Here is a 22,614-nt window from a genome sequence, read left to right as displayed (position 1 = left end):
CCAAATTGGATCCACGGATAATCTACTTCACATGGACGTCGCGCAGGAAGCGCAAAGCAACAACACGGACACGTAGGATTCTGCCAGGAAGGCGGAGTGAAATGGATGTCAGGGAAACAGTCTGCAAAGCCCCGCTTCGGCGGGGTTTTCTTTTGCCTGCGAAAAAGTCAGGCGGGCGCGTTCATCACGTCTTCCAGCAGCGTGCGCAACAATTCCAGCGTCGCCTGCTGGCGCTGCACATCCCGGCACACCAACCCCACTTTCAACGGCACCCGTGGTTCGCTCAAGGGTTTCCACAGCAACGCCTTGCTGTTGTGTTCATCCTGGGAGCGTCCGGGAAGCACCGTCGCCAGCTTGGTGTGGAGCAGGCTGTCGAGAATCCCCGCCATCGTATTCAACTCGGCCTGCACTTGCGGGCGTCGGCCCAGGTTGGCCAATTGACCTTGCCATATCTGGCGCACCTGAAACTCTTCCCCCAGCAGCAACATGGGTAACTCGGCGGCTTGCTTCAGGGAGACTTTCTTGAATTCCCGCAGCGGGTGATCAGCCGGGATGACCACCTTCAGTTCATCTTCATACAGCAGCACGCCGTGCAGCCCCGGCTGGCGTGGCGGCAGGTAGCTGATGCCGATATCCAGCGAGCCGTTGAGCAGCCGGCGTTCGATTTCCATCCCGGTCAGCTCGTAGATCTGTACGACCAGGTGCGGCTGGGCCTTGCGCACCCGTTCGAGCATCTGCGGCACCAGGCTGGTGTGCACGGTTTGCAGAACGCCGATCGCCAAGGTGCGCAGTGCCTGGCCCTTGAAGTTACGCAGCGCTTCCACCGCATGCTGCATACCGTCGAGCAAGGGCAGGGCGTGGTTATACAAAGTGTGGGCGGCGAGGGTCGGCAGCAGGCGCTTGCTGCTGCGTTCGAACAGGCTCACATCAAGGTTTTGCTCGAGCTGGCGAATCTGCTGCGATAAAGCTGGCTGGGAGATCGACAGGCGCTCCGCTGCCCGCCCCACATGGCCTTCTTCGTACACCGCGACGAAATAACGCAGTTGCTTGAAATCCATAAGTAATGCTTATCGAAAATGCTGGAAAATCGAAATGGCCGAGTGCCCCCAAGGCGCCTAGTCTAGCGCCTATTCACAGGGCTTACAGGGCCGGAAAGCACGATGAGTAGTGTTTATGTTGACGGTGTTTGCATAGGCAAGGCAAAAAACCTCCGCCATGGGTTTATCGGTAGTACCGACCAAGGTGCGATTGCCAAAGGGGTTCATCCATGAACCTGTTCAACCTGCGTCGCCCCGCCCCCAGCCTGGATGATCTGATCCTCGAGGCGAAAACCCCGGCTCTGCGAGACGATCTTTCCAGCGATTGCCTGATGCCCAGTGTGGCCCGCCCGCCCCAGGTGTTTGTACGCGGCCAAGGCTCCTGGCTGTGGGACAGCGAAGACCGCGCCTATCTCGACTTCAGCCAGGGTGGCGGCGCCAACAGCCTGGGCCATAGCCCGCAGGCAGTGACCAAGGCGCTGGCCGATCAGGCCCAATCGCTGATCAATCCCGGTAACAGCCTGCACAACCGCGTTCAACTGAACCTCGCCGACCGCCTGTGCCATCGCACCGGCAGCGACCAGGCCTACCTGCTCAACAGCGGCGCCGAAGCCTGCGAAGCGGCCATCAAGCTGGCGCGCAAATGGGGCCAACTGCACCGTGGCGGCGCCTATCGCATCATCACCGCGAGCAACGGTTGCCATGGCCGCAGCTTTGCCGCGATGTCAGCCTCGGCAGCCGCCAGTGAAAACCGTTTTGAGCCCCAGTTGCCGGGATTCAGCCACGTGCCGTTCAACGACCTGCCGGCGCTGCACGCGGCGGTGGATGCGCAAACCGTGGCAATCATGCTGGAACCGATCCAGAACGATGCCGGCGTCATTCCCGCGACCGAGCATTACCTCAAGGGTGTCGAACGCCTGTGCCGTGAGCTGGGAATCCTGTTGATCCTCGATGAAGTGCAAACCGGCACCGGCCGTTGTGGCACGTTGCTCGCCGAACAGCACTATGGCGTTCGCGCCGACATCATCACCCTGGGCAAGGGCTTGGGGGGCGGTGTGCCGCTGGCGGCGTTGCTGGCACGGGGCAAGGCGTGTTGTTTTGAGCTGGGTGAGCTGGAAGGCACCCACCACGGCAACGCGCTGATGGCTTCCGCCGGTGTGGCGGTGCTTGATACGGTGCTGAACCACGGATTTCTTGCACACGTCTGCGAGGTCGGCACTTACCTGGGTGAAGGGCTTGCCCGCCTGGCGCATCGCTATGACCAGGGTGAACTGCGCGGCCAGGGCCTGATGTGGGGACTGACTCTGTCGGAGGATTCGGCAGATGCGGTGGTAAACGCCGCGCTCAGTGAAGGCCTGATCCTGAGCGCGCCGCAACCCGATTGCCTGCGCTTCACCCCGGCGCTCACATTGAGCAAAAGCAACGTCGACGAAATGCTCCTGCGCCTGGCCCGTACCTTCTCCCGGGTGCGCACTGCACAGCTGCAATGCCGCAAGGGCATTGCCGTTTAAGCCCCATATTTCCTGAACCGTCTCGCGGTATACGCGGCGCCTCCAGCCTGATTCTTTTGGCTGGGGGCGTTTTTTTGTCCGCGAATTAGACGATGGCTGAGTGCCAGATCCCACTGAACCCTTACCAACGGCCAAGGTCGATTAGCTTGTACGGCTCACACGAGCCGATTTTCTGGAGCTGAACCCATGGATATCATTCGCATCATCATCGCTATTCTGCTTCCGCCACTGGGTGTGTTCCTGCAAGTGGGTTTCGCTGCCGCGTTCTGGCTGAACATCCTGCTGACCTTGTGCGGTTACATTCCCGGCATCGTGCACGCGGTGTACATCATCGCCAAACGCTAAAAGACCTCAGCCTTTCGCGATCAGCCGTGAGTTGCGCTCATTGCGAAAGGCCAGTTGCTCGATGGTCTGGGTGGCGTGCTCCGCTTCTTCGCGGGCCTGGAGGATCATGCCGTGATGCTCCGATTTGCTGCACACCGGGTCGGCGTTGCTGGCATCCCCGGTCAGCATGAACGCCTGGCAGCGGCATCCACCGAAGTCCTTTTCCTTCTCGTCACATGAACGGCACGGCTCGGGCATCCAGTCGTAGCCGCGAAAGCGGTTGAAGCCAAACGAGTCGTACCAGATGTGTTGCATGCTGTGGTCGCGCACATTGGGAAATTGCATCGGCATCTGTCGGGCGCCGTGGCACGGTAGGGCAGTACCGTCCGGCGTTACTGTCAGAAAGATGCTGCCCCAGCCATTCATGCAGGCTTTCGGGCGTTCCTCGTAGTAATCCGGCGTGACGAATATCAGCTTGCACGGGTGGCCTTCGGCTTCGAGCTTGGCGCGGTATTCGTTGGTGATGCGTTCGGCGCGCACCAGCTGTTCCTGGGTCGGCAACAGGCCGACCCGATTGAGCTGGGCCCAGCCGTAGAACTGGCAGGTGGCAAGCTCGACAAAGTCCGCTTCCAGGGCAATGCACAGCTCAATGATGCGGTCGATCTTGTCGATATTGTGCCGATGGGTGACGAAGTTCAGCACCATCGGGTAGCCATGGGCTTTCACTGCCCGGGCCATTTCGAGTTTTTGCGCGAAGGCTTTTTTCGAGCCGGCCAGCAAGTTGTTCACTTGCTCGTCACTGGCCTGGAAACTGATCTGGATATGGTCCAGGCCGGCCTTCTTGAAGTCGCTGATCTTCTGCTCGGTGAGGCCGATGCCGGAGGTGATCAGGTTGGTATAGAAACCCAGCTTGCGCGCCTCGGCGATCAGTTCGGCGAGGTCCTGGCGCACCAGCGGCTCACCGCCGGAAAACCCCAGTTGCGCAGCGCCCATTTCCCGGGCTTCACGAAATACCTTGATCCACTGTTCCGTGCTCAGTTCCTTGCCCTGCTCGGCGAAATCCAGCGGATTGGAGCAGTACGGGCATTGCAGCGGGCAGCGGTAGGTCAGCTCGGCCAGCAACCAGAGCGGCAGGCCGATTTCCGGCTTGGGTGGCAGGTCAGGCAAGTTCGATCCAGTGCTGAGCACGGGCAACCTCCATGAATTGCTCGATGTCTTCACCGAGCTCGGGCACGCCAGGGAACTGCTTGTCCAACTCGGCGATGATTGCGCTGACATCGCGCTCGCCGTCGATCAAGCCACCGATCAAGGCGGCGCTGTCGTTGAGCTTGATCATGCCTTCCGGGTACAGCAGCACATGGCCTTTTTGCGCCGGTTCGTACTGGAAACGATAGCCCTGGCGCCAGGTCGGTTTTTTGCTGCGATCGAAGCTCATAGGGTGATCCCCTTATGCCATACACGCTGATCGGTCACGCTGTGATACGGCGGGCGTTTCAGTTCATAAGCCATGCTCATTGCATCGAGCATGCTCCAAAGAATGTCCAGTTTGAACTGGAGAATTTCCAGCATGCGCTCCTGGCCTTCGCGGGTGGTGTAGTGCTGCAGGGTGATGGCCAGACCGTGCTCCACATCCCGGCGAGCCTGGCCCAGGCGGGTGCGGAAATACTCGTAGCCGGCGGGGTCGATCCATGGGTAATGCTGGGGCCAGCTGTCGAGGCGCGACTGGTGGATCTGCGGGGCGAACAACTCGGTCAGGGAACTGCTGGCGGCTTCCTGCCAGCTGGCCCGGCGGGCGAAGTTGACGTAGGCGTCTACCGCAAATCGTACGCCCGGCAGTACCAACTCCTGGGAGCGCAGTTGATCCGGGTCGAGGCCGACGGCCTGTCCCAGGCGCAACCAGGCTTCAATGCCGCCGTCTTCGCCGGGAGCGCCGTCGTGATCCAGCAGGCGCTGGATCCACTCACGACGAATCTCCCGGTCCGGGCAGTTGGCCAGGATCGCGGCGTCCTTGAGGGGAATGTTCACCTGGTAATAAAAACGGTTGGCGACCCAGCCCTGGATCTGCTCGCGGGTGGCGCGGCCTTCGTACATCGCCACGTGATACGGGTGATGGATATGGTAGAAGGCGCCCTTGGCGCGCAGGGCCTGTTCGAACTCGGCGGTGGTCAGCGGTGTGTCAGTCATTTGGCTCGCTCCTACAATTCAATGCTCATGCCGTCGTACGCCACTTCCACATTGCGTCGCAGCAGCTCGGCTCGCTCGGGCGAGTCCTCATCCAGGATCGGGTTGGTGTTGTTGATGTGGATAAGCACCTTGCGCTGCTTGGGCAACTGCTCCAGCACTTCCAGCATGCCGCCGGGGCCGTTTTGTGCCAGGTGGCCCATCTCGCGACCGGTGCGGGTGCCGACGCCACGGCGCTGCATTTCGTCGTCGTCCCACATCGTGCCGTCCACCAGCAGGCAATCGCTGCCGGCCATTATTTCCAGCAACGGTGCGTCAACCTTGCCCAGGCCCGGCGCATAGAACAGCTTGCCGCCGGTGCGCAGGTCTTCGACGATCAGGCCGATGTTGTCGCCCGGGTGTGGGTCGAATCGGTGAGGTGAGTAGGGCGGTGCCGCGCTGCGCAGGGGCAATGGTGTGAAGCGCAGGTTGGGGCAGGCGGGGATCGTGAAGCTGGCGTCCAGCTCGATGCGGTTCCAGGCCAGGCCGCCGTTCCAGTGGGTCAGCATGGTGAACAGCGGGAAGCCGGTGCTCAGGTCTTCATGGACCATGTCGGTGCACCACACCTGGTGCGGGCAGCCTTCGCGCAGGCTGAGCAGGCCGGTGGTGTGGTCGATCTGGCTGTCCATCAGGATGATCGCGCTGATGCCGGTATCCCGCAGCGCGCGGCCCGGTTGCATCGGGGCGAAGCCTTGAAGCTGGGCGCGAATATCTGGCGAGGCGTTGCACAGCACCCAGTTCACGCCGTCATCGGAAATCGCGATGGACGACTGGGTACGCGCCTCGGCCCGCAGGCTGCCGTCGCGAAAACCTGCACAGTTCACGCAGTTGCAGTTCCATTGCGGGAAACCACCGCCCGCGGCGGAACCTAGAATCTGGACAAACATGGCCGCTCCATTACACACAACTCAAAAATAAAAACGCCCCGGGCGAGCCGAGGCGTTGCATTGCGATACAAAGCCAATCAGCGGCTGGCAAAGTACATGGTGACTTCAAAGCCGATACGCAGATCAGTGTAAGCAGGTTTGGACCAGGTCATGTTCTTACTCCTACGAAGGGAAGGGACGTTTACTACCAAGTAATACATATAGTCCACCTCCAAGCGGAGATGTTCAGATGTGTGCATGTGAATGTTACGTACTTCTTTTGAAGATAGCGCTGTCCTGCGGGAAAAAGCCTTTTACCGAAGCGGCAATGATCAGCCAGGTCGTTGCCAGGAGCCGGCGGCACAAGCGCCATTGGCCACACAGCACCATCCGCCTGCAGCAGCATTGAGTTGCTGTGCAGATACCATTAAATCCTCACGGGTGCGGGTCTGGATGAAATCTTGCAGCTGCTGGATGTAATCCGACGGGTGGCCTGCCAAGTGCGCGTGCCAGAGCAGTTCAGCGGCTTGGGAAGTGGGTAGGGCGTCGAGGGAAAATTGCCGGGCCAGATCGTTCGGCAGTTCGCTGGCGTTGATCAGCGCGGGCAGTTGCTTCAGGAACGCCTGCAGGTGATCAAGTATTTGCGCAAGAGACGCGCTTGGGGATTGCACCCCAAACAGCAGGCCGGTTTGCCCGCTGTACTGTCGGATGTCGCTGAACACCGCGTAGCCCAATTGAAGCTCAACACGCAGTTGCTGGTAGAACGGCGCTTGCACCAGATGTGCGAGTAGACGCCAGCAAGCCTCGTCCGCCAGGGAGCGTGTGGCTGTCGGGCAGAACAGCAGCAACGCGGCGTCGCTGGAATCGGTCCTGACTTCGTGCCAACGATGCTGGCTGCTGATTGACGGCAGTTCGCTGATAGCCGCTTGCGGTTGGCCGGGCAGTTTCCCGGCTGCACTTTTTATCGCCGTCTCGCAGGCGGCGGGCAGCCCCACGGCGAGCCCTTGCCAGCGAGCGGTTGACCATCGGTCTCGCCCAGCAACCTGCTGTGCAGCTGGGATGTCGGCGCAATACCCGGGCAATGCCTTGAGTAACTGCCGGATCGCCATTGCCGGCGCCGGGGAGGATGACGCTCCGGCATTTTCGTCGAGCCGGGTCAGCTCGCGTGCCACTTCCTCCAATATCGCGGGCATGGGTTCGTGCAGCCCTAGCATCTTCAGCTGCCAGTGACCGCCGATTGTCTCGAAAGACATCTGGACGCCAGCCTGGCTGGCGTTCTCACGCAGACGTGGGAAAAGCTCTGCATCCAGCGGCGAATCCAGATGCCAGCGCAGGTAGAGCGCACCTTCATCTGTGTCGCCTGGCAAGGCCTGGCTGAAGGTCAGCGCCGAAAGATCCTTCCGTCCACGGGAGCGATCCTGGGCGAACGTGCGCAGGCCGCGATGGGCGCTGGTTTGCCCGCGAATCAGCCCCGGGCGCTCTTCCTTGGCTGCCGGCTGCAGGAACGGATTGGTGGGCGGCAGTTGCCAGGCGTGCCGGGACGGCGGCAATTGCAGCGAGTCCAGCAGGGTCTTGAGGGAGCTGGCGCTTTGCTCGGACAGGACCAGTTCGTTGTCCTGCCGGGCCAATGCCAGGGCACCACTGACCTGTTGTTTGCGAGCAAGCAGCAAGGCGTACTCTTCCCGCAAGGGCGCCCAGTCACTGTGTGCGAAAAAGCTCAGCCAGTCGTGCAGCAGTTCTTCGATCAGTGTCGTCTGCTGCGCACCCTGAGTGTCCAGGGTGAACTTGATATCCAACAACGCCTGTCCGGCAAATTGATACAGCGCCGTTGCGTTAATGGCGCTGACTAACTGCCGCGACTGCAACTCGGCGAGCAACCCGCCGGGCGCCGAAGTGTTCAGCCACAGGCAGAGGAAATCCAGCGCCTCAGGGGAAGCCTCGCTTGCCACCACCTGATGCCAGTGGTGTTCATCGGTGTGTTGATAAGTACGTTGATTGCCGGCCAGCAACGCTGGCGCCGGCGTCTGTCGCCGCAGAGGTGCAGTCTTCAGCGCAGCGCCAAACTGATGCGCCAATGCCTCCAGCTCCACCAGCGACTGAGGGCCCGCAAGGCTCAAGGTCATCTGCCCGGAATGATAGAAACCTTCATAAAAATCCCGCAACGCCTGCTGAAAATCCTCACGCTCTACCGCCAAGCTATCCCGGTTGCCCGCATGAAACGCGCGCAACGGATGACCCGCCGCAACACCTCCCAGCAACGCTTGTTGCTGTTGCGCCGTGGCATCTTGCGACCAGGCAATAAACTCCGCCTGCAATACTTCGCGCTCACGCAACTGGTCTTCCAGGGCCAGGCGCGGATGGGCGAGCATGTCCCCCAGGCGCTCCAGTGCGGCTTCAAATGCCGAAACAGGCACCTCAAAGAAAAAGTCGGTAGTGCGCTCGCGGGTGCTGGCATTCACCTGCCCGCCCTGACGCTGGACGTAGGCCATCAGCCCGTCGCTTGCAGGAAAACGTCCGGTGCCCAGGAACAATAAATGCTCAAGAAAATGCGCCAGTCCCGGCCACGCCAGGGGTACATCGTGGCTGCCCGCTGCAACGCGCAAGGCAGCCGCGGCGCGCTTCAAGCGCGGCGCATGATGCAAGGAAACCCGCAGGCCGCTGGCCAGGGTCAATTGAAGGTGATGAGGGTGGGCCGGCGCAGGCATGAGCACTTCCGAAACGTAGGAAGTGCCTATGCTAGCGCAAAGCAGCCGGGATCAGTGCTTGTGCAACGCCCCATAAAGCTCGGGACGACGGTCCAGCAGGTAGCGATTGGCCGCGCGTGAGTCGACCATCAACTGCCGATCGAGTGTGCCCACGATCAGCGCTTCATCCAGACCGGCCTGGGCAATCCGTTGGCCATCCGGCGCGGCGATGCTGCTTTGCCCGCAATACTGGATCTCGCCTTCCTGCCCGCAGTAATTGGCGTAGGCCACATAACACTGGTTTTCAAACGCCCGCGCCCGCACGGTCACATCGGCGACGAAATCGAAGGGCACCATATTGGCCGTCGGTACCAGGATCAACTCCGCGCCGGCCAGCGCCAGGCGCCGGGTGTTCTCCGGGAACTCCAGGTCATAGCAAATCAGGAAACCCAGCGTCCAGCCGTTCAATTCCACCAGCGGGAAATCATCGTCGCCGGCGCTGAACATCGAGTTGTCGAGGTCGCCAAACAGGTGGGTCTTGCGGTAGTTGCACAGGCGCTGGCCATTGGCGTCGATCAGCTGCACGGCGTTGTAGATCTGCCCGTCTGCACCGCGCTCCGGATAGCCATAGAGGATCGCCACGCCCGAGTTTTTCGCCAGCGCGGCGATGGACTGTGCGGATGGGCCGTCCTGGGTTTCAGCCAGGGCGCCGACCGCTTCCACGCCGATGTTATAGCCGGTGAGAAACATCTCCGGCAGCACCAGCAGGTCGGCGTCGGTGGCCTCTTGCGCCAACTGATGCAGGCGCTTGAGATTACCGGCCACGTCCAGCGGCAGAGGCGGGCATTGATACAGGGCAACACGCATGGGCAACTCCTTATTCGGGCAGTGCGATCGGCCCGATTTCATCGAACACATCGCCCGGCCCCGGGTTCTGCGGGTGAGTGCTGCCACCGAAGTGAGTCATGATGCCCCACACCGCGTTCAGCGAGGTTTGCACGGCGCCCTCAACCCACGCAGGCGTCCAGGACACGTCGTCACCGGCGATGAAAATACCGCGTTGCTCCGCCGGCATGTCCTTCTGCATGAAGTGCGCGTACATCCGTTGGTTGTAGCGATAGTGACCGGGAAGTGCGCCTTTGAAAGCACCGAGGAAATGCGGGTCGGCTTCCCATGACACGGTGATCGGATCGCCGATGATCCGCGCGGCGATGTCGACTTTCGGGTAGATCTTCTTCAGCGCATCCAGAGCCAGCTTCACGCGTTTCTCGATGGGTTGCGGAAGCATTTTCAGCGCATCGCTCATCCAGGAGTAGGACAGGCAAATCACCCCCGGCTTGTCGTCACCGTTGTCGAACAGATAGGTGCCGCGGGTCAGGCGATCCGTCAGCGTCATGCTCATCAGGTCGCGGCCGGTTTCCGGATCCTTGTCCTTCCAGAATGGCCGGTCGACCATCACGAAGGTCTTCGACGACTGCATGTAGCGGGTGCGGTCCAGGGCCATCCACATCTTTTGCGAGAACAGGGTTTCGTCGCACTCGATCTGGGTGGTCAGCAGCCAGCTCTGGCAGGTGGTCAGCACGGCGGCGTATTCACGGGTGTCACCGTAGTTGTCGGTGACGGCGAAACGGCCGTCCGGCGCGTGGGCAATGCGCTTGACCCCGGCCCGTGGCGCGCCGTTGTGCAAGGAGCTGAGGCTGGTGCCTTCCGGCCAGTGGGCGCAACGCTCCGGCACATGGCGCCAGATGCCCATGGGCACTTGGGCGACGCCGCCGACCACCAGATGCTGGTGATCGTCGCAGTTGGTCATCACCACGCGGAAGATTTCCAGCATCGAGTTGGGGAAGTCCGAGTCCCAGCCGCCGGTGCCAAAGCCGACCTGGCCGAACACTTCGCGGTGATGAAAGGACAACTTGGCGAACGCTTTGGAGGTCGCCACGAAGTCGTAGAAGGTGCGGTCGTCCCACAACGGAACCAGCGTATTCCACAGCTCTTTCAGGCGCGGTACGTCACGGTCGCGGATGGCTTGCTGGATATCGGCGAACTGCGAGCCGGCTTCCAGGGCGTCGGCCCAGGCGTCAGCCACTTCCTGGAACAGTGCAGGAAGGTCAGCGAGTTTCTGTGCGTAGTGCGTCTGGCCTTCGAGGTCGATGACCGTGCTGCCGGAAGCCGGCGTCAGCGGGTTGGGGAAGGGTTTGGTCTCCAGCCCGAGCTTGTCTACATAGTGGTAGAACGCGGTAGAGGACACCGGGAAACGCATGCCACCCAGTTCCGCAATGATGCCTTCGGCGCCTTCAAACGCCTGGGAGCGCAGGCGGCCACCCATTTTCGAGGCTTCATACACCACGGGTTTAAGGCCCAGCTTCATCAACTCATAGGCGGCTACCAGCCCGGCAATCCCGGCGCCGACGATCGCCACTTCGGCGCCGTGGTTGGCCTCCGGAATGCTGCCCAGGCCCGCCGGGTGTTCGATCCAGTCATCAAAGGCGAACGGGAAGTCCGGGCCAAAGATAGTGATCGGCTTTTTACCGGTGGCGGGGTGGCGATTGGTCTTGCTGATGGTGCTGGAAGGAATGCTCATGGCTGACCTTGCTGGCGGCTCGGCGGGGCGCGACCCGCTGAGTATAGGAAAAGATGGCAGCCATTCTAGGGAGCGTAGCGTTCGTTAATAAGACGCAATGTGTCGTCGGATTGAATTGTTTTTAGTCAGAGTGACGAGCTTGCTGGTCAGATTGGTTGGCCGCGATCCAGTTTGTTACTGAGGATGATCGAGGTGGTGGTCTTCTCCACGCCATCGACGCTGCCGATCTGGTCCAGCAGTTGATCCAGCTGTTCCGGCGAATCGGTGCGCAGCCAGGCCACGTAATCGAACTCGCCGCTTACCGCACATAACTGCTGAACCTGCGCCATGGTACTGATCCGGCGCAGCACTTCCTTGCCGGAGCGCGGTTGCACGGTGATCCCCACGTAGGCCTGCAAACCACCATCCACCACCCGCTGGCTGAGGCGCACGCCATAGCCGGTAATCACCTGGGTTTTTTCCAGGCGCGCCAGGCGTGAGGTGACGGTGGTGCGTGCGATGCCCAGTTGCCGGGCAAGCATGGCCACGCTTTCACGCGCGTTGATCTGCAAGGCGGCGATCAACTGGCGATCGATTTCATCGAGGACGGGAGGGTGAGAGGCGGGCAAGGTGTTCTCCGGCGCGGGCATCAGTGGGCGAGCATGTTACAGGCTCGGTCCTGGCGATACTGCCCGCCCGGCCGGGAATTTATTTTCGCCGCTGATCGAACACATTATTTTGTGCCAGATTGTGAAAAGTAACTGTTTGGTACATTATTTTGCGTTAGGTATACAGGAAGGACGTTTGCGCGATGAATAACTTTGGGGCTGCCACCGGCAGCAGATGGTTGCTGGTTGGGCTGGGCCTGCTGATCGCCTTGATCGGCCTGGGTTTGGCAGGCGGTGGCGGTTACCTCGTAGTGTTGGGCGGCAGTTGGTATTTCCTGCTGATGGGCCTGGCGATGCTGGTCTCTGGTGTGCTGATCGCCAAGCGCCGGCCTCAGGGAGCATGGCTGTACGCCGTGGCATTGGTGCTGACTGCGATCTGGGCGGTGTGGGATACCGGTCTGGAATACTGGCCGTTGGTTTCGCGAGTCCTGACCTTCGCCGTCATCGGCCTGGTAGTCGCGCTGATTTATCCACAGCTCGCCCGCGCTTCGGGATCGACACCCGGGCGCGGCGCCTATGGCGTTGCCGGGCTGCTGGGCCTGGGCGTGGTCGCCACCCTGGCGTACATGTTTGTACCGACCCACGTGGTCAAGGCCAGCAGTGAGCCTGCGGTGACTGCGGTAACGCCGGGCACCGAGCAAAAAGACTGGGCCCACTGGGGCAACACCACCGCCGGCAATCGGTTTGCCGCGCTGGACCAGATCAACAAAGGCAACATCGACAAGTTGCAGGTGGCCTGGACCTTCCACACCGGTGACATCCCCGAGAGCAATGGCGCCGGTGCCGAAGACCAGAACACCCCGCTGCAGATCGGTGACAGCGTTTACGTGTGCACCGCCTACGGCAAAGTGTTTTCCCTGGATGCCGATACCGGTGCCCAACGCTGGAAATTCGATCCCCAGGGCAGCGGCCCCAACTGGCAGCGTTGCCGTGGCCTGGGTTATTTCGACAGCAGTGCCAGCGAGCAACCCGCCGGCGCCAAAGCCTGTGTGAAACGTCTGTTTCTGCCGACCGGCGATGCCCGGTTGATTGCGATCAATGCTGAAACCGGCGCGCCTTGCGAAGACTTCGGCGACCACGGCACTGTCGACCTGAAGACCGACATGGGCGAAGTGAAGCCCGGTTATTACCAGCAAACCTCGACGCCACTGGTGGCGGGCAATGTGGTGATCGTGGGCGGGCGTGTGGCAGACAACTTCTCCACCGGTGAACCGCCAGGCGTGGTGCGCGCCTTTGACGTGCACAGCGGCGAACTGGTGTGGGCCTGGGATCCGGGCAACCCGAACACCACCAAACGCCCACCTGCAGGAGAGACCTACACCCGGGGCACGCCGAACGTATGGTCGGCCATGTCCTACGACGCCAAGCTCGGCCTAGTCTACCTGCCCACCGGTAACGCCACCCCGGACTTCTTCGCCGGTGAACGTACCGCCTATGACGACAAGTGGAGCTCCTCCATCGTCGCCATCGACGTGAAGACCGGCCAGGTGCGCTGGCACTTCCAGACCACTCACCACGACCTGTGGGACTTTGACCTGCCGGCACAGCCGCTGCTCTACGACATTCCGGATGGCAACGGCGGCGTGCAACCGGCACTGGCCCAAGTCACCAAGCAAGGTGAAATCTTCCTGCTCAACCGCGAAACCGGCGTGCCCATCGCCCGGGTAGAAGAGCGCCCGGTGCCCCAGGGCAATGTGCCCGGCGAACGTTATTCGCCGACCCAGCCGTTCTCGGTGGACATGCCTTCGATCGGCAATCAGCAACTGACCGAATCCGACATGTGGGGCGCCACGCCGTTTGACCAGTTGATGTGCCGCATCCAGTTCAAGGGCATGCGTCATCAGGGCGTCTATACGCCACCAGGCCTGGACCGCGCGCTGCAATTCCCGGGTTCGCTGGGGGGGATGAACTGGGGCAGTGTGTCAGTGGACCCGAATACCCACTATATGTTCGTCAACGACATGCGCCTGGGTTTGGCCAACTACATGATCCCGCGCGACAAGATCGCCGCCGGTGCCAGTGGCATCGAAATGGGCGTGGTGCCGCAAGAAGGTACGCCATTCGGTGCAATGCGCGAGCGCTTCCTCTCGGCGGCGGGCATTCCGTGTCAGAAGCCGCCGTTCGGCACCCTGTCGGCCATCGACCTGAAAACCCACAAGCTGATGTGGCAAGTGCCGGTGGGCACGGTTGAAGACACCGGGCCGCTGGGCATCCGCATGCACATGCCGATTCCAATCGGCATGCCGACCCTCGGCGCGTCCCTGGCCACCCAGTCCGGCTTGCTGTTTTTCGCCGGCACCCAGGACTTCTACCTGCGCGCTTTCGACACCGGCAACGGCAACGAGATCTGGAAATCACGGCTGCCGGTGGGTAGCCAGTCGGGACCGATGACCTACGTGTCGCCCAAGACCGGCACGCAGTACATCGTGCTCACCGCTGGCGGCGCGCGACAGTCGCCGGACCGTGGGGATTATGTGATTGCCTACGCGTTGCCCAAGAAATAGGGCGTGAAAAAGCCGCACGGATGTGCGGCTTTTTTTTGCGTCTTAGATCGTGTCTGCCAGCAGGCATCGGGCAAAGAGTTGTGGCACCGGAAGGTTGCGCTGGCTGTAGCGGCTCAGCAAGATGATTTCCCGGTTAAAGGTCAGCTCGCCCAGCGGGATGACACGCACCTGCGGGGATCGGTCCAGCCATAGTCCGGCGTGGGGAACCAGTGAAACGCCCAGGCCGCATTCGACCATTTTGACCAGCGCCTCAATCTCGTCCAGTTCCAGCGCCACTTGCACGTCCAGCCGCTGATCCCGCAGAAAGCGACTGACCAGCCGCCCGCCAAACGAAGCCCGGTCGTAGCGCACGTGAGGATGAGCGGCGAGCAGTTGCAGCGGGTCATCCCCCTCGACCGTCAGCGGCGCGATCAACACAAACGGCTCCCTGCGCAGCAGTTGCACGTGCAGTTCCTTGGGCAAGTCAAAGGGTGGGCGAATGATGATCGCCGAGTCGAGTTCGCCTGCATCCACCTGGCTGAGCAGCTCCAGGGAAACTCCCGGCACCAACTTGCACTCCACCGTCGGCGCCGCCTGGCGCAAACGCACCAGGGCCTGGGGCAGCAGGCCGGTCTGGGCGGTGGTGATGGCGCCGACCTTCAACTCGCCCCTGTACTCATTGGCATCCACCGGCACAGCCATGCGGTTGAACGTCTCGAGAATCTCCCTGGCCAGCGGCAGCGCGCGGATCCCCGCCGCGTTCAGCGTGGCCTGGCGCCCGGTTCGGTCGAACAATTGCACGCCGAGTACCTGCTCCAACTGACGGATCTGCGCACTCACCGCCGATTGTGTCAGCCCGATATGCATGCCCGCTGCGGCGAACGTGCCATGGCGGGTAACGGCGATAAAGGTTTTCAGTTCCCGCAGCATGGGCGTCTCGATTGATCAAAATAATTTGAGCTCGCTGCGAAAACTATCGTCTTTCCATCGGTTACGGCAAGGCTAGACTCGCAAGGACTTAATACCCATAGAGGTTAAACCTGATGGCACTGGCTCCTTTTCACCTGGCAATTCCGGTATTCGACCTGGCGGCAGCGCGGCAGTTTTATGGTGAGGTGTTTGGGTTGGAGGAGGGACGTGCCAGTGATCACTGGGTCGACTTCGACTTCTTCGGGCATCAATTGGTGATTCATGAGCATCCGAAAACCGCTTCTCAAGAGGCGGCGCACACCAATGCAGTGGACGGCCACGACGTGCCGGTGCCGCATTTTGGCGTGGTGTTGAGTTGGGATGATTGGCATGCGTTGGCGGAGCGTTTGCAGGCGCGCAATACCCAGTTTGTGTTGGAACCGCATATTCGTTTCAAAGGCCAGGTGGGCGAGCAGGCGACGTTGTTTCTGTTTGACCCGTGCGGCAACGCGTTGGAGTTCAAGGCGTTCAAGGACATTGGGCAGTTGTTTGCCAAGTGAGGGCGCTTTGATGAATGGCCTGGATGCAACGGGCATCGCCGAGGCGGTGGGTTCGGGGGCGATTACGCCGGCTTTGGTTGCTGAACACTTTCTTGCGCGCATAGGTGTCGACGAACCAGATATCCAGGCGTTTGTATCCTTCGACGCTGAGGCGGTGCGCGAGCAGGCGTTGCAGCTTGAAGGCTGTTCCGGTCCGCTGGCGGGCTTGCCCGTGGGGGTCAAGGACATCTTTGATACCGCCGACCACCCAACGGAATTCTATTCGCCGATTTACCTGGGTAATCGTCCATCGCGGGATGCCCATGTGGTGACGCTGCTACGACAGGCGGGCGCGATCATCATGGGCAAGACCCACACCACCGAATTTGCCTACATGCACACAGGGCCGACGCGTAATCCGCTCGATCTGTCCCGCACGCCGGGTAGCTCCAGCGCGGGTTCCGCGGCCGGGATGGCGGCCGGGTTTTTCCCGTTGGCGTTGGGTACCCAGACGGCTGGGTCGCTGCTCAAGCCAGCCGCTTATTGCGGGTTGTATGCCTTCAAACCGTCGTTTGGACTGGTCTCGCTGGAAGGCGTGAAACCCCTGGCGCCGAGCTTCGATACCGTGGGTTGGTATGGCCGTTCGGTGCGTGATCTTGAGCGGGTGGCGCGGGTGTTGATCCCTGGGTTTCCGGCTGTTGAGGCGGGGCGTCGGCCCTTGCGGCTTGGTTTCTGCCGTACCTCTCGCTGGTCGGATGTGCAGCCGTTGGTGGCCGAGGCTATTGAACGAGCGGTTGCACGGTTGGGGCCTCTTGTCAGTGAGGTCGTGTTGCCTGAAGCGTTCGACGGAGTATTCGACGATCACCAGTTGATCAACGATTGCGAAGGTGCCCGTTCATTGGCCAAGGAGTTTCAGTCTCATCCCGAACTACTCAGCGACTCGACGTTGGCCATGATCGAGCGCGCCCAGACGACGAGTTGGGAGCAGGAGTCGGCAGCCAAGGCCCGCTTGGTACAACTGGCCCCGCAGCTTGCGCAAATCTGCCAGCCGTTTGATGCGATGTTGAGTGTTTCCTGCGGGATGCTGGCGCCGGTGGGGTTGGCGACCACGGGCCCGTCGGACTTCATCAAGTTCTGGGGCGCGTTTGGCTTGCCGCAGGTGAATGTACCGGTGATGCATGGGGAAGGGGAGTTGCCGGTGGGGTTGCAGGTAATTGGGGCGTTTAGAGGGGATGCGCCGTTGCTAGGTACGGCGCAAGTCATTGTTAATGCGTTGGTAAGCTGAGAGTCAGTCAAGGCACAAAAACTGACATTAGTTCGCTGGCGAAGCGGCGATAGGCGTCGTCATCATATTCTTCGCATGAGCCCGTTCAGAAATGAGCGGGCTTTTTTCATTGGTGTGTCCTGTGTGTATAAAAGATGCTGCAGGATACCTTCGGTGTGTAAGATACACACTGTGGAGCGGGCGCGATGAGAAGCAGAGAGGTAATTGACTTGCTGATGGCGGATGGATGGTTTGAGGTGGCGGCGAAAGGCAGTCACCATCAATTCAAGCACTCAACCAAGCCCGGCCGGGTGACGGTTCCTCATCCTAAATCAGAGATAGCCAAGGGGACCTTGCACAGCATTTTGAAATCAGCAGGCCTGAAGTGATGACCGTAGGTTATGTGGTGAATGATCCCGCTGCGGCTCATTCAAAGGAGGAAAAATGAAATTTCCAGTGGTGATACACAAAGACGCTGATTCAGATTACAGCGTGACCGTCCCGGACGTGCCAGGTTGCTTTTCTGCGGGCACAACCTTTTCCGAAGCTCTGGATAATGTCCGCGAAGCTTTAGCGCTGCACCTCGAGGGATTGGTTGCTGATGAGGAGCGGCTTCCTCAGGCTAGAGAGGTCGACGTCCATTTGGAGAATCCGGACTTTGCGGGTGGCGTGTGGGCGGTGATCGACTTTGATCTCACTCCTTACCTGGGCAAGTCAGTCAGGTTCAACGCCTCACTGCCTGAGCAACTTTTGAATCGTATCGATGAGCGAGTGCAAAAAGACCATCGCTATGCCTCGCGCTCTGGGTTCCTGGCGACGGCGGCTTTGCGCGAACTTTCCGTTTGATAACGGGCCGGTAGAGCACGCAGTACAAAAAAGGCTTACACCGCAAAGCGTAAGTCTTTCTTTTATTCGAGGAGGTGTGATCAGCGAGACTACGACCCCTTGCACACCTTCGCAGCGGCAGCATCGTTCGGGATAAATGAATCCGGCGCGCCCGGCTTCAGCACCACGTATCCTCGCCGCCACGGTTGATCGTCCACCAGATTCCAGCGGTGCCCGGTGCCGGTATTGTCTTCGGCGATCAGTACTTCACCCGGATGCAACGTGAACTTCTCACCGCCGCGAGTCACGAATGCAAGGGTGCCGGACAGCGTCATCACGTACTGAGGCTCCGGGTCGTTATGCCAGCCATACGAGGCGTGCGCCGGGGTTTGCTTGAAGTGAATGGCAGTCACGTCATTGCGCATGCTCTGGTCGATGGTGCCTTCCAGTACGTGCGAATTGTTGTCGGCGCCGGTGCAGAGCTTGAATGCCTTGATGGAGTCAGTGGCGGCGGGGGCGGCTTGTGCACCGCTCAAGGTGGCGAGGGTGATTGCGACGGTGGCTGTGGCACGTATGCCCAGGCCGTGGATTGCGTTGCGCGGCGAGCGTTTTTGCTGATGCATGGAACAAGTTTCCCTCGTGCTGAATTGGCGTTGACTGGGAATCATGGTCAGTGCCGTAGCCGTTCGGGACAACTAACTAATGTTTCATTGCTGCACGACTCACGCGCGCCAGAAACGACAAAGCCGCGCAATGCGCGGCTTTCAAGATGGTGGGCCCAGTAGGACTCGAACCTACGACCAAGGGATTATGAGTCCCCTGCTCTAACCAACTGAGCTATAGGCCCTCAGTAGGCCGCGGATTATAGCGATGGTTTCTTCGCTGTGCCATCCGAAAAGTCCGAAACGCTCATACGAAGGAACGTAGCGGCGAAAAGGTCCGGCGGCAGCGGCAGGCTGACGATGTAGCCCTGCATCTGCTCACAACCTTCAGCCGCCAGAAACGCTTGCTGGGCCGGCGTTTCTACGCCCTCGGCAATGATGGTGAATTGCATGCTGTGCCCAAGGGCGATGATGGCGCGCACGATCGCCGCATCGTGTGGGTCGTCGGGCAGGCCACGGACGAAGGATTGGTCGATCTTCAGGAAGTCCAGCGGCAGGCGTTTCAGGTAGCTGAGGGACGAATAGCCGGTGCCGAAGTCATCAATGGCCAGTTGCACGCCCAGATGCTTGAGCTGGTGCAGCACCTCCAGCGCCTCTTCGGCCTGGCTCATGATGAAGTTTTCGGTGATCTCCAGTTGCAGGCAGCCAGGCTCCAGGCGGTTGTCCCGCAGCAGTTGCTCGATGCGCGCCAGCAGGTTGGGGTGGCGCAGTTGCGCGCCCGCCAGGTTGACGGACAGCGGGCCGAAGTCATCAAAAATTTCTCGCCAGTCGTGCATCTGTCGGCAGGCCTGCTCCAGTACCCAGTCGCCAATCTGCAGGATCATGCCGTTCTCTTCGGCCAGGGCAATGAAGTGCTCGGGCGGCACTTCGCCGAAGGTGGGGTGGCGCCAGCGAATCAGGGCTTCGGCGCCGATCAGTTGTTGGGTGTCGAGGCTGAGTTTCGGCTGGTAATAGAGAGACAATTCGTCGCGCTCGATCGCTCGGCGCAGTTCGTGTTCCAGGGCCACGCGCTCGTTGGCTTGCGCGGTGAGGTCCTGGGTGTAGCTTTCGACGCGGTTGCGGCCTTTGGCCTTGGAGCGGTACATGGCGGCGTCAGCGTTTTTGACCAGGGTGGCGACGTCGTTGCCGTCCCGTGGGTACAGGCTGGTGCCGATGCTGGCGCTGATGAAGAACTCATGCTCGCCCGCCTGGAACGGTGGGGTGAAGCAGGCCAGCAGCTTATTGGCCAGGTGTTCGGCGTCGCTGGCTTGTTGCAGGCCGGGCAGCAGGATGATGAATTCGTCACCGCCCAGGCGGGCGACGGTGTCGACGTCTCGCAGTTGGTCCTTGAGGCGAACGGCGATGTCCTTGAGCAGCAGGTCGCCAATCGGGTGGCCGAGGCTGTCGTTGATGTGTTTGAAGCGGTCGAGGTCGAGGAACAGCACGGCGCCCTGGCTGCCGGTTTCCTGTTGGTTGTTGAGGGCGGCTTGCAGGCGGCTTTCAAACAGGGTGCGGTTGGGCAGGCCGGTCAGCGGGTCGTGGTGGGCCTGGTAATCGAGGCGCGCCTGGGCGTGCTTGAGGCTGGAGATGTCGGCAAACACGGCGACGAAGTGGGTGATCGACTCCTCGCGGTTGCGCACGGCGCTGATGGTCAGCCAGCTGGGGTACAGCTCGCCGTTCTTGCGCCGGTTGGAGATCTCGCCTTGCCAGTGGCCGTTGGCCGTCAGTTGGTGCCACATGGCCGCGTAGAAGGCGCTGTCGTGCAGGCCCGAGGCAAGCAGGCGCGGGGTTTGGCCAAGGGCCTCGGCTTCGCTGTAGCCGGTGATCTCGCTGAAGGCGCGGTTCACGGCGCTGATATTTTGTCGGGTGTCGGTGATCAGTACGCCTTCGGCCGTGCTCTCGAACACGGTGGCGGCCTGTTGCAGTTTTTCCTGCATCAGTTGGCGTTCGGTGATGTCCCGGGCGATGGTCAGCATGCAGTCGTCGTCGCCGATGGGCAGCGGGCGGCTGGAGACTTCACACAGGCGAATTTCGCCGTCGCTGCGGCGGATGTGGCAGACAAAGTCGCGGACAAATCCATCCCGTTGCAGCCGCTCCAACATATCTTTGCGTTCGTTCAGGTCGACCCAGATCCCGAGGTCCAGGGTTGACTGGTCCAGTGACATCACGCTGTTAAAGCCGGTAATTCGACTGAATCCTTCGTTGACCTCAATCAGCAAACCGTCGCTTTGGCGGGACAACAGCAGGCCGTCGGGAGAGGCATGAAAGGCCTTGGCGAATTTCTCTTCGGAGGTCTGCAGTCGCTGCTGGGTTTCTTTCAGCTGGGTGATGTCACGCACCACCACGACCAGGGCTTCGGTGGTATCCAGTTGAAAGGGTTCGGCGGAGATCAGTCCGGTGAAGGCCTGGCCGTTGCTGCGCAGGAAGGGCATTTCCAGGTTGCGGATGCTGGTGGTCTGTACCCGTTGCAGCAGGCCGGGGCCTACGCCCTGGATGCCCCAGATATTCAGTTCAGTGGCGGTTTTTCCTACGACTGCTTCGGCGCTCAGGCCGATCTGGTCTTCGAATGCCTTATTGACCTCCATCAGGCAGCCGTCCGACAGCCGGGCGATGACCAGGATGTCCGGGCATTGCTGGAACACAGAGGCGAATTTCTGTTCCGAAAGCTGCAACGCTTCCTCGGTGCGCTTGGCTTCGCTGATGTCGATCATCAGGCCGCGCAGCACGGGCTCGTGGCCGTGTTCGATCAGGCTGACGATGTCCCGCACCCACAGGCAGCGTCCATCGGCGGTGATCACCCGGTAGTCGACACTGTGGTCGCGGTTGGCCCGGGTTTCGGCGTAGCAATAGGATTCGGTGCGGGTCAGGTCCGCGGGGTGGATGATGTTGCGCCAGAAGCCCGGGATCAGCCAGTGGGCACGGGGGTAACCCAGCAGTTCCTCGGCGTGGGGCGACACGTAGCTGTAGGTGAAATCGCTGATGCTGGCTTCCCAGGCGATCGCGGAAAGGCTCTCCACCAGGCCGCGATAGTGGTATTCGCTGCTGCGCAGTTCCTGTTCGAGGGCGACCCGGCGGGAAATTTCCGAGCTGAGCCGACGATTGATCCGAATAACCACGGCCAGCACGATGCTCAGCAACAGCACGGCAGGCAACCCGTAGAGCAGCACATCCGTCCAGAGCGTGCGGTGGTCGATGACGTTGCCGACCCAGCGCTGCTGGATGGCCTCGGTCTCAGACGGGCTGATGTCGGCCAGGACTTTATCGAGGATGCCCACCAGCATCTTGTCGTCCTTGGGTACGCCCATGGCCAACTGATAGCGGTAAGGCGTTTCGCCGCTGATGTACAGGCCTTCCAGCTTGAGTTGACGCAGGCTCCACACGCTGGACGCCAGATCGCCCACTACGGCGTCGACCTTGTCGGTGGCCAGGGCCTGCAGCGTAGCGCTGACATTGGGCATGGCCACCAGGTTGAGGTCCGGGTGGTGAGTGCGCAGCAGTTCATGGGGCGCGTAGTTTTCCACCACGGCCACCTTCAACCCGTACAGGTCTTTGAGGCTGCGTGGTTGCGGGCCGCCTTCGTGGGCGAGGATGACGATGGGGAAGTCGAGATAAGGCCGGGTAAACGACAGGAAACCCTGGCGTTCCGGTGTGGACATGATGCCCGGCAGCAGGTCGAGCTGGTTGTTGCGGGCCTGTTCCAGCACGGCACTCCAGTTCACCGGCTCGATCAGTTTTATCCTGACGCCAAGGCGATCCTGCATCAGCCGCACATAATCAGCGGCCAGGCCCTGGTAGCGACCGTCTTCATCGCGGTATTCAAAGGGTGGCCAAGAGGCGTCGACGCCCAGGCGCAACTCTTGGTGGTCCGCCAGCCAGCCACGCTCTTCATCGGTGAGAGTCAACGCGCCAGCCGTTGCGGTCCAGGTCAGCAGCGACAGCAGTAACACGGTCGGCAATCTGGGCATAACGGTCTCGTTATGGCACGGGGAATGTTTCGAGTGTAGACGGGCATTGCGGGGGAGGGGAGTCAGCGAGGATTTAATCTGTAGAAGCAAAAACCCCGGCCTGGGCCGGGGTTTTTGT

The 22,614-nt window shown here is 61.0% G+C and carries 20 protein-coding genes and 1 tRNA gene; 7 read left to right on the top strand and 14 right to left on the bottom strand.

Going from position 1 to position 22,614, the window contains the following annotated elements:
- Positions 1-167 precede the first annotated feature (167 nt).
- Positions 168-1,058, bottom strand: coding sequence for a LysR family transcriptional regulator (locus HX873_RS03490; RefSeq protein WP_177122383.1), 891 nt, complete (start codon positions 1,056-1,058; stop codon positions 168-170).
- Between the two features lie 209 nt (positions 1,059-1,267).
- On the opposite strand from HX873_RS03490, the gene HX873_RS03485 reads away from it, so the two are divergent.
- Together HX873_RS03485 and HX873_RS03480 are read left to right on the top strand one after the other, a co-directional pair.
- The gene (locus tag HX873_RS03485) at positions 1,268-2,548 is read left to right on the top strand and encodes an aspartate aminotransferase family protein (RefSeq protein WP_177122382.1); all 1,281 of its coding nucleotides are present in this window, start codon (positions 1,268-1,270) and stop codon (positions 2,546-2,548) included.
- Between the two features lie 186 nt (positions 2,549-2,734).
- Positions 2,735-2,893, top strand: coding sequence for a YqaE/Pmp3 family membrane protein (locus HX873_RS03480; protein ID WP_177122381.1), 159 nt, complete (start codon positions 2,735-2,737; stop codon positions 2,891-2,893).
- Between the two features lie 6 nt (positions 2,894-2,899).
- Here HX873_RS03480 and pqqE read toward each other — a convergent pair whose 3' ends face one another.
- The 9 genes from pqqE to HX873_RS03435 all read right to left on the bottom strand — a co-directional run bounded on the left by pqqE (position 2,900) and on the right by HX873_RS03435 (position 11,852).
- Positions 2,900-4,039 (bottom strand): pyrroloquinoline quinone biosynthesis protein PqqE, encoded by a 1,140-nt coding sequence (pqqE, locus tag HX873_RS03475; RefSeq protein WP_177122391.1) that lies wholly within the window; start codon positions 4,037-4,039, stop codon positions 2,900-2,902.
- Positions 4,032-4,307, bottom strand: coding sequence for a pyrroloquinoline quinone biosynthesis peptide chaperone PqqD (pqqD, locus tag HX873_RS03470; protein WP_003211043.1), 276 nt, complete (start codon positions 4,305-4,307; stop codon positions 4,032-4,034). The genes pqqE and pqqD overlap by 8 nt, the downstream gene beginning before the upstream one ends.
- The gene (gene pqqC, locus HX873_RS03465; RefSeq protein WP_003211042.1) at positions 4,304-5,056 is read right to left on the bottom strand and encodes a pyrroloquinoline-quinone synthase PqqC; all 753 of its coding nucleotides are present in this window, start codon (positions 5,054-5,056) and stop codon (positions 4,304-4,306) included. Before pqqC ends, pqqD begins: the two co-directional genes overlap by 4 nt.
- 11 nt (positions 5,057-5,067) lie before the next feature.
- The gene (gene pqqB, locus HX873_RS03460; RefSeq protein WP_003211040.1) at positions 5,068-5,979 is read right to left on the bottom strand and encodes a pyrroloquinoline quinone biosynthesis protein PqqB; all 912 of its coding nucleotides are present in this window, start codon (positions 5,977-5,979) and stop codon (positions 5,068-5,070) included.
- Positions 5,980-6,056: 77 nt separating this feature from the next.
- Positions 6,057-6,131 (bottom strand): pyrroloquinoline quinone precursor peptide PqqA, encoded by a 75-nt coding sequence (gene pqqA, locus HX873_RS03455; protein ID WP_003194766.1) that lies wholly within the window; start codon positions 6,129-6,131, stop codon positions 6,057-6,059.
- A 159-nt stretch (positions 6,132-6,290) separates the two neighbouring features.
- Positions 6,291-8,663 (bottom strand): pyrroloquinoline quinone biosynthesis protein PqqF, encoded by a 2,373-nt coding sequence (pqqF, locus tag HX873_RS03450; protein ID WP_177122380.1) that lies wholly within the window; start codon positions 8,661-8,663, stop codon positions 6,291-6,293.
- A 51-nt stretch (positions 8,664-8,714) separates the two neighbouring features.
- Positions 8,715-9,509 (bottom strand): carbon-nitrogen hydrolase family protein, encoded by a 795-nt coding sequence (locus HX873_RS03445; RefSeq protein WP_177122379.1) that lies wholly within the window; start codon positions 9,507-9,509, stop codon positions 8,715-8,717.
- 10 nt (positions 9,510-9,519) lie between these two features.
- Entirely contained in the window at positions 9,520-11,202 is a 1,683-nt protein-coding gene (locus HX873_RS03440; protein ID WP_177122390.1) for an NAD(P)/FAD-dependent oxidoreductase, read from the bottom strand.
- A 167-nt stretch (positions 11,203-11,369) separates the two neighbouring features.
- Positions 11,370-11,852 (bottom strand): Lrp/AsnC family transcriptional regulator, encoded by a 483-nt coding sequence (locus HX873_RS03435; protein WP_134327417.1) that lies wholly within the window; start codon positions 11,850-11,852, stop codon positions 11,370-11,372.
- Between the two features lie 161 nt (positions 11,853-12,013).
- Between HX873_RS03435 and HX873_RS03430 the strand changes: the two genes are divergently transcribed.
- Positions 12,014-14,374 (top strand): glucose/quinate/shikimate family membrane-bound PQQ-dependent dehydrogenase, encoded by a 2,361-nt coding sequence (locus HX873_RS03430; protein WP_177068453.1) that lies wholly within the window; start codon positions 12,014-12,016, stop codon positions 14,372-14,374.
- A 42-nt stretch (positions 14,375-14,416) separates the two neighbouring features.
- Here the strand turns inward: HX873_RS03430 and HX873_RS03425 are convergent, their stop codons facing one another.
- Positions 14,417-15,283, bottom strand: a complete 867-nt coding sequence (locus HX873_RS03425; RefSeq protein WP_003211026.1) for a LysR family transcriptional regulator — start codon at positions 15,281-15,283, stop codon at positions 14,417-14,419.
- Between the two features lie 113 nt (positions 15,284-15,396).
- Between HX873_RS03425 and HX873_RS03420 the strand changes: the two genes are divergently transcribed.
- From HX873_RS03420 to HX873_RS03405, 4 genes are all read left to right on the top strand, one after another.
- Positions 15,397-15,822: a VOC family protein gene (locus HX873_RS03420; RefSeq protein WP_003211024.1), complete on the top strand. Its 426-nt coding sequence runs from the start codon at positions 15,397-15,399 to the stop codon at positions 15,820-15,822.
- 10 nt (positions 15,823-15,832) lie between these two features.
- Entirely contained in the window at positions 15,833-17,086 is a 1,254-nt protein-coding gene (locus tag HX873_RS03415) for an amidase (protein ID WP_177122378.1), read from the top strand.
- Positions 17,087-17,271: 185 nt separating this feature from the next.
- A complete protein-coding gene (locus HX873_RS03410; protein WP_003211022.1) occupies positions 17,272-17,454 on the top strand; it encodes a type II toxin-antitoxin system HicA family toxin in 183 nt (60 codons plus the stop codon).
- Positions 17,455-17,509: 55 nt separating this feature from the next.
- The gene (locus tag HX873_RS03405) at positions 17,510-17,911 is read left to right on the top strand and encodes a type II toxin-antitoxin system HicB family antitoxin (protein ID WP_003211020.1); all 402 of its coding nucleotides are present in this window, start codon (positions 17,510-17,512) and stop codon (positions 17,909-17,911) included.
- 89 nt (positions 17,912-18,000) lie between these two features.
- On the opposite strand, the gene HX873_RS03400 is transcribed toward HX873_RS03405, so the two are convergent.
- From HX873_RS03400 to HX873_RS03390, 3 genes are all read right to left on the bottom strand, one after another.
- Positions 18,001-18,513: a cupin domain-containing protein gene (locus tag HX873_RS03400; RefSeq protein WP_177022285.1), complete on the bottom strand. Its 513-nt coding sequence runs from the start codon at positions 18,511-18,513 to the stop codon at positions 18,001-18,003.
- A gap of 147 nt (positions 18,514-18,660) precedes the next feature.
- Positions 18,661-18,737, bottom strand: a tRNA-Ile gene (locus HX873_RS03395).
- A gap of 15 nt (positions 18,738-18,752) precedes the next feature.
- On the bottom strand, positions 18,753-22,496 hold the full coding sequence (locus HX873_RS03390; protein ID WP_177008800.1) for a bifunctional diguanylate cyclase/phosphodiesterase: 3,744 nt from the start codon (positions 22,494-22,496) through the stop codon (positions 18,753-18,755).
- Positions 22,497-22,614 lie beyond the last annotated feature (118 nt).

Source organism: Pseudomonas sp. P7758, from assembly GCF_013386485.1.
Lineage (GTDB): Bacteria > Pseudomonadota > Gammaproteobacteria > Pseudomonadales > Pseudomonadaceae > Aquipseudomonas.
Note: the sequence above shows the minus strand (reverse complement) of the source record. Positions and strands in the feature narration are given on the sequence as shown.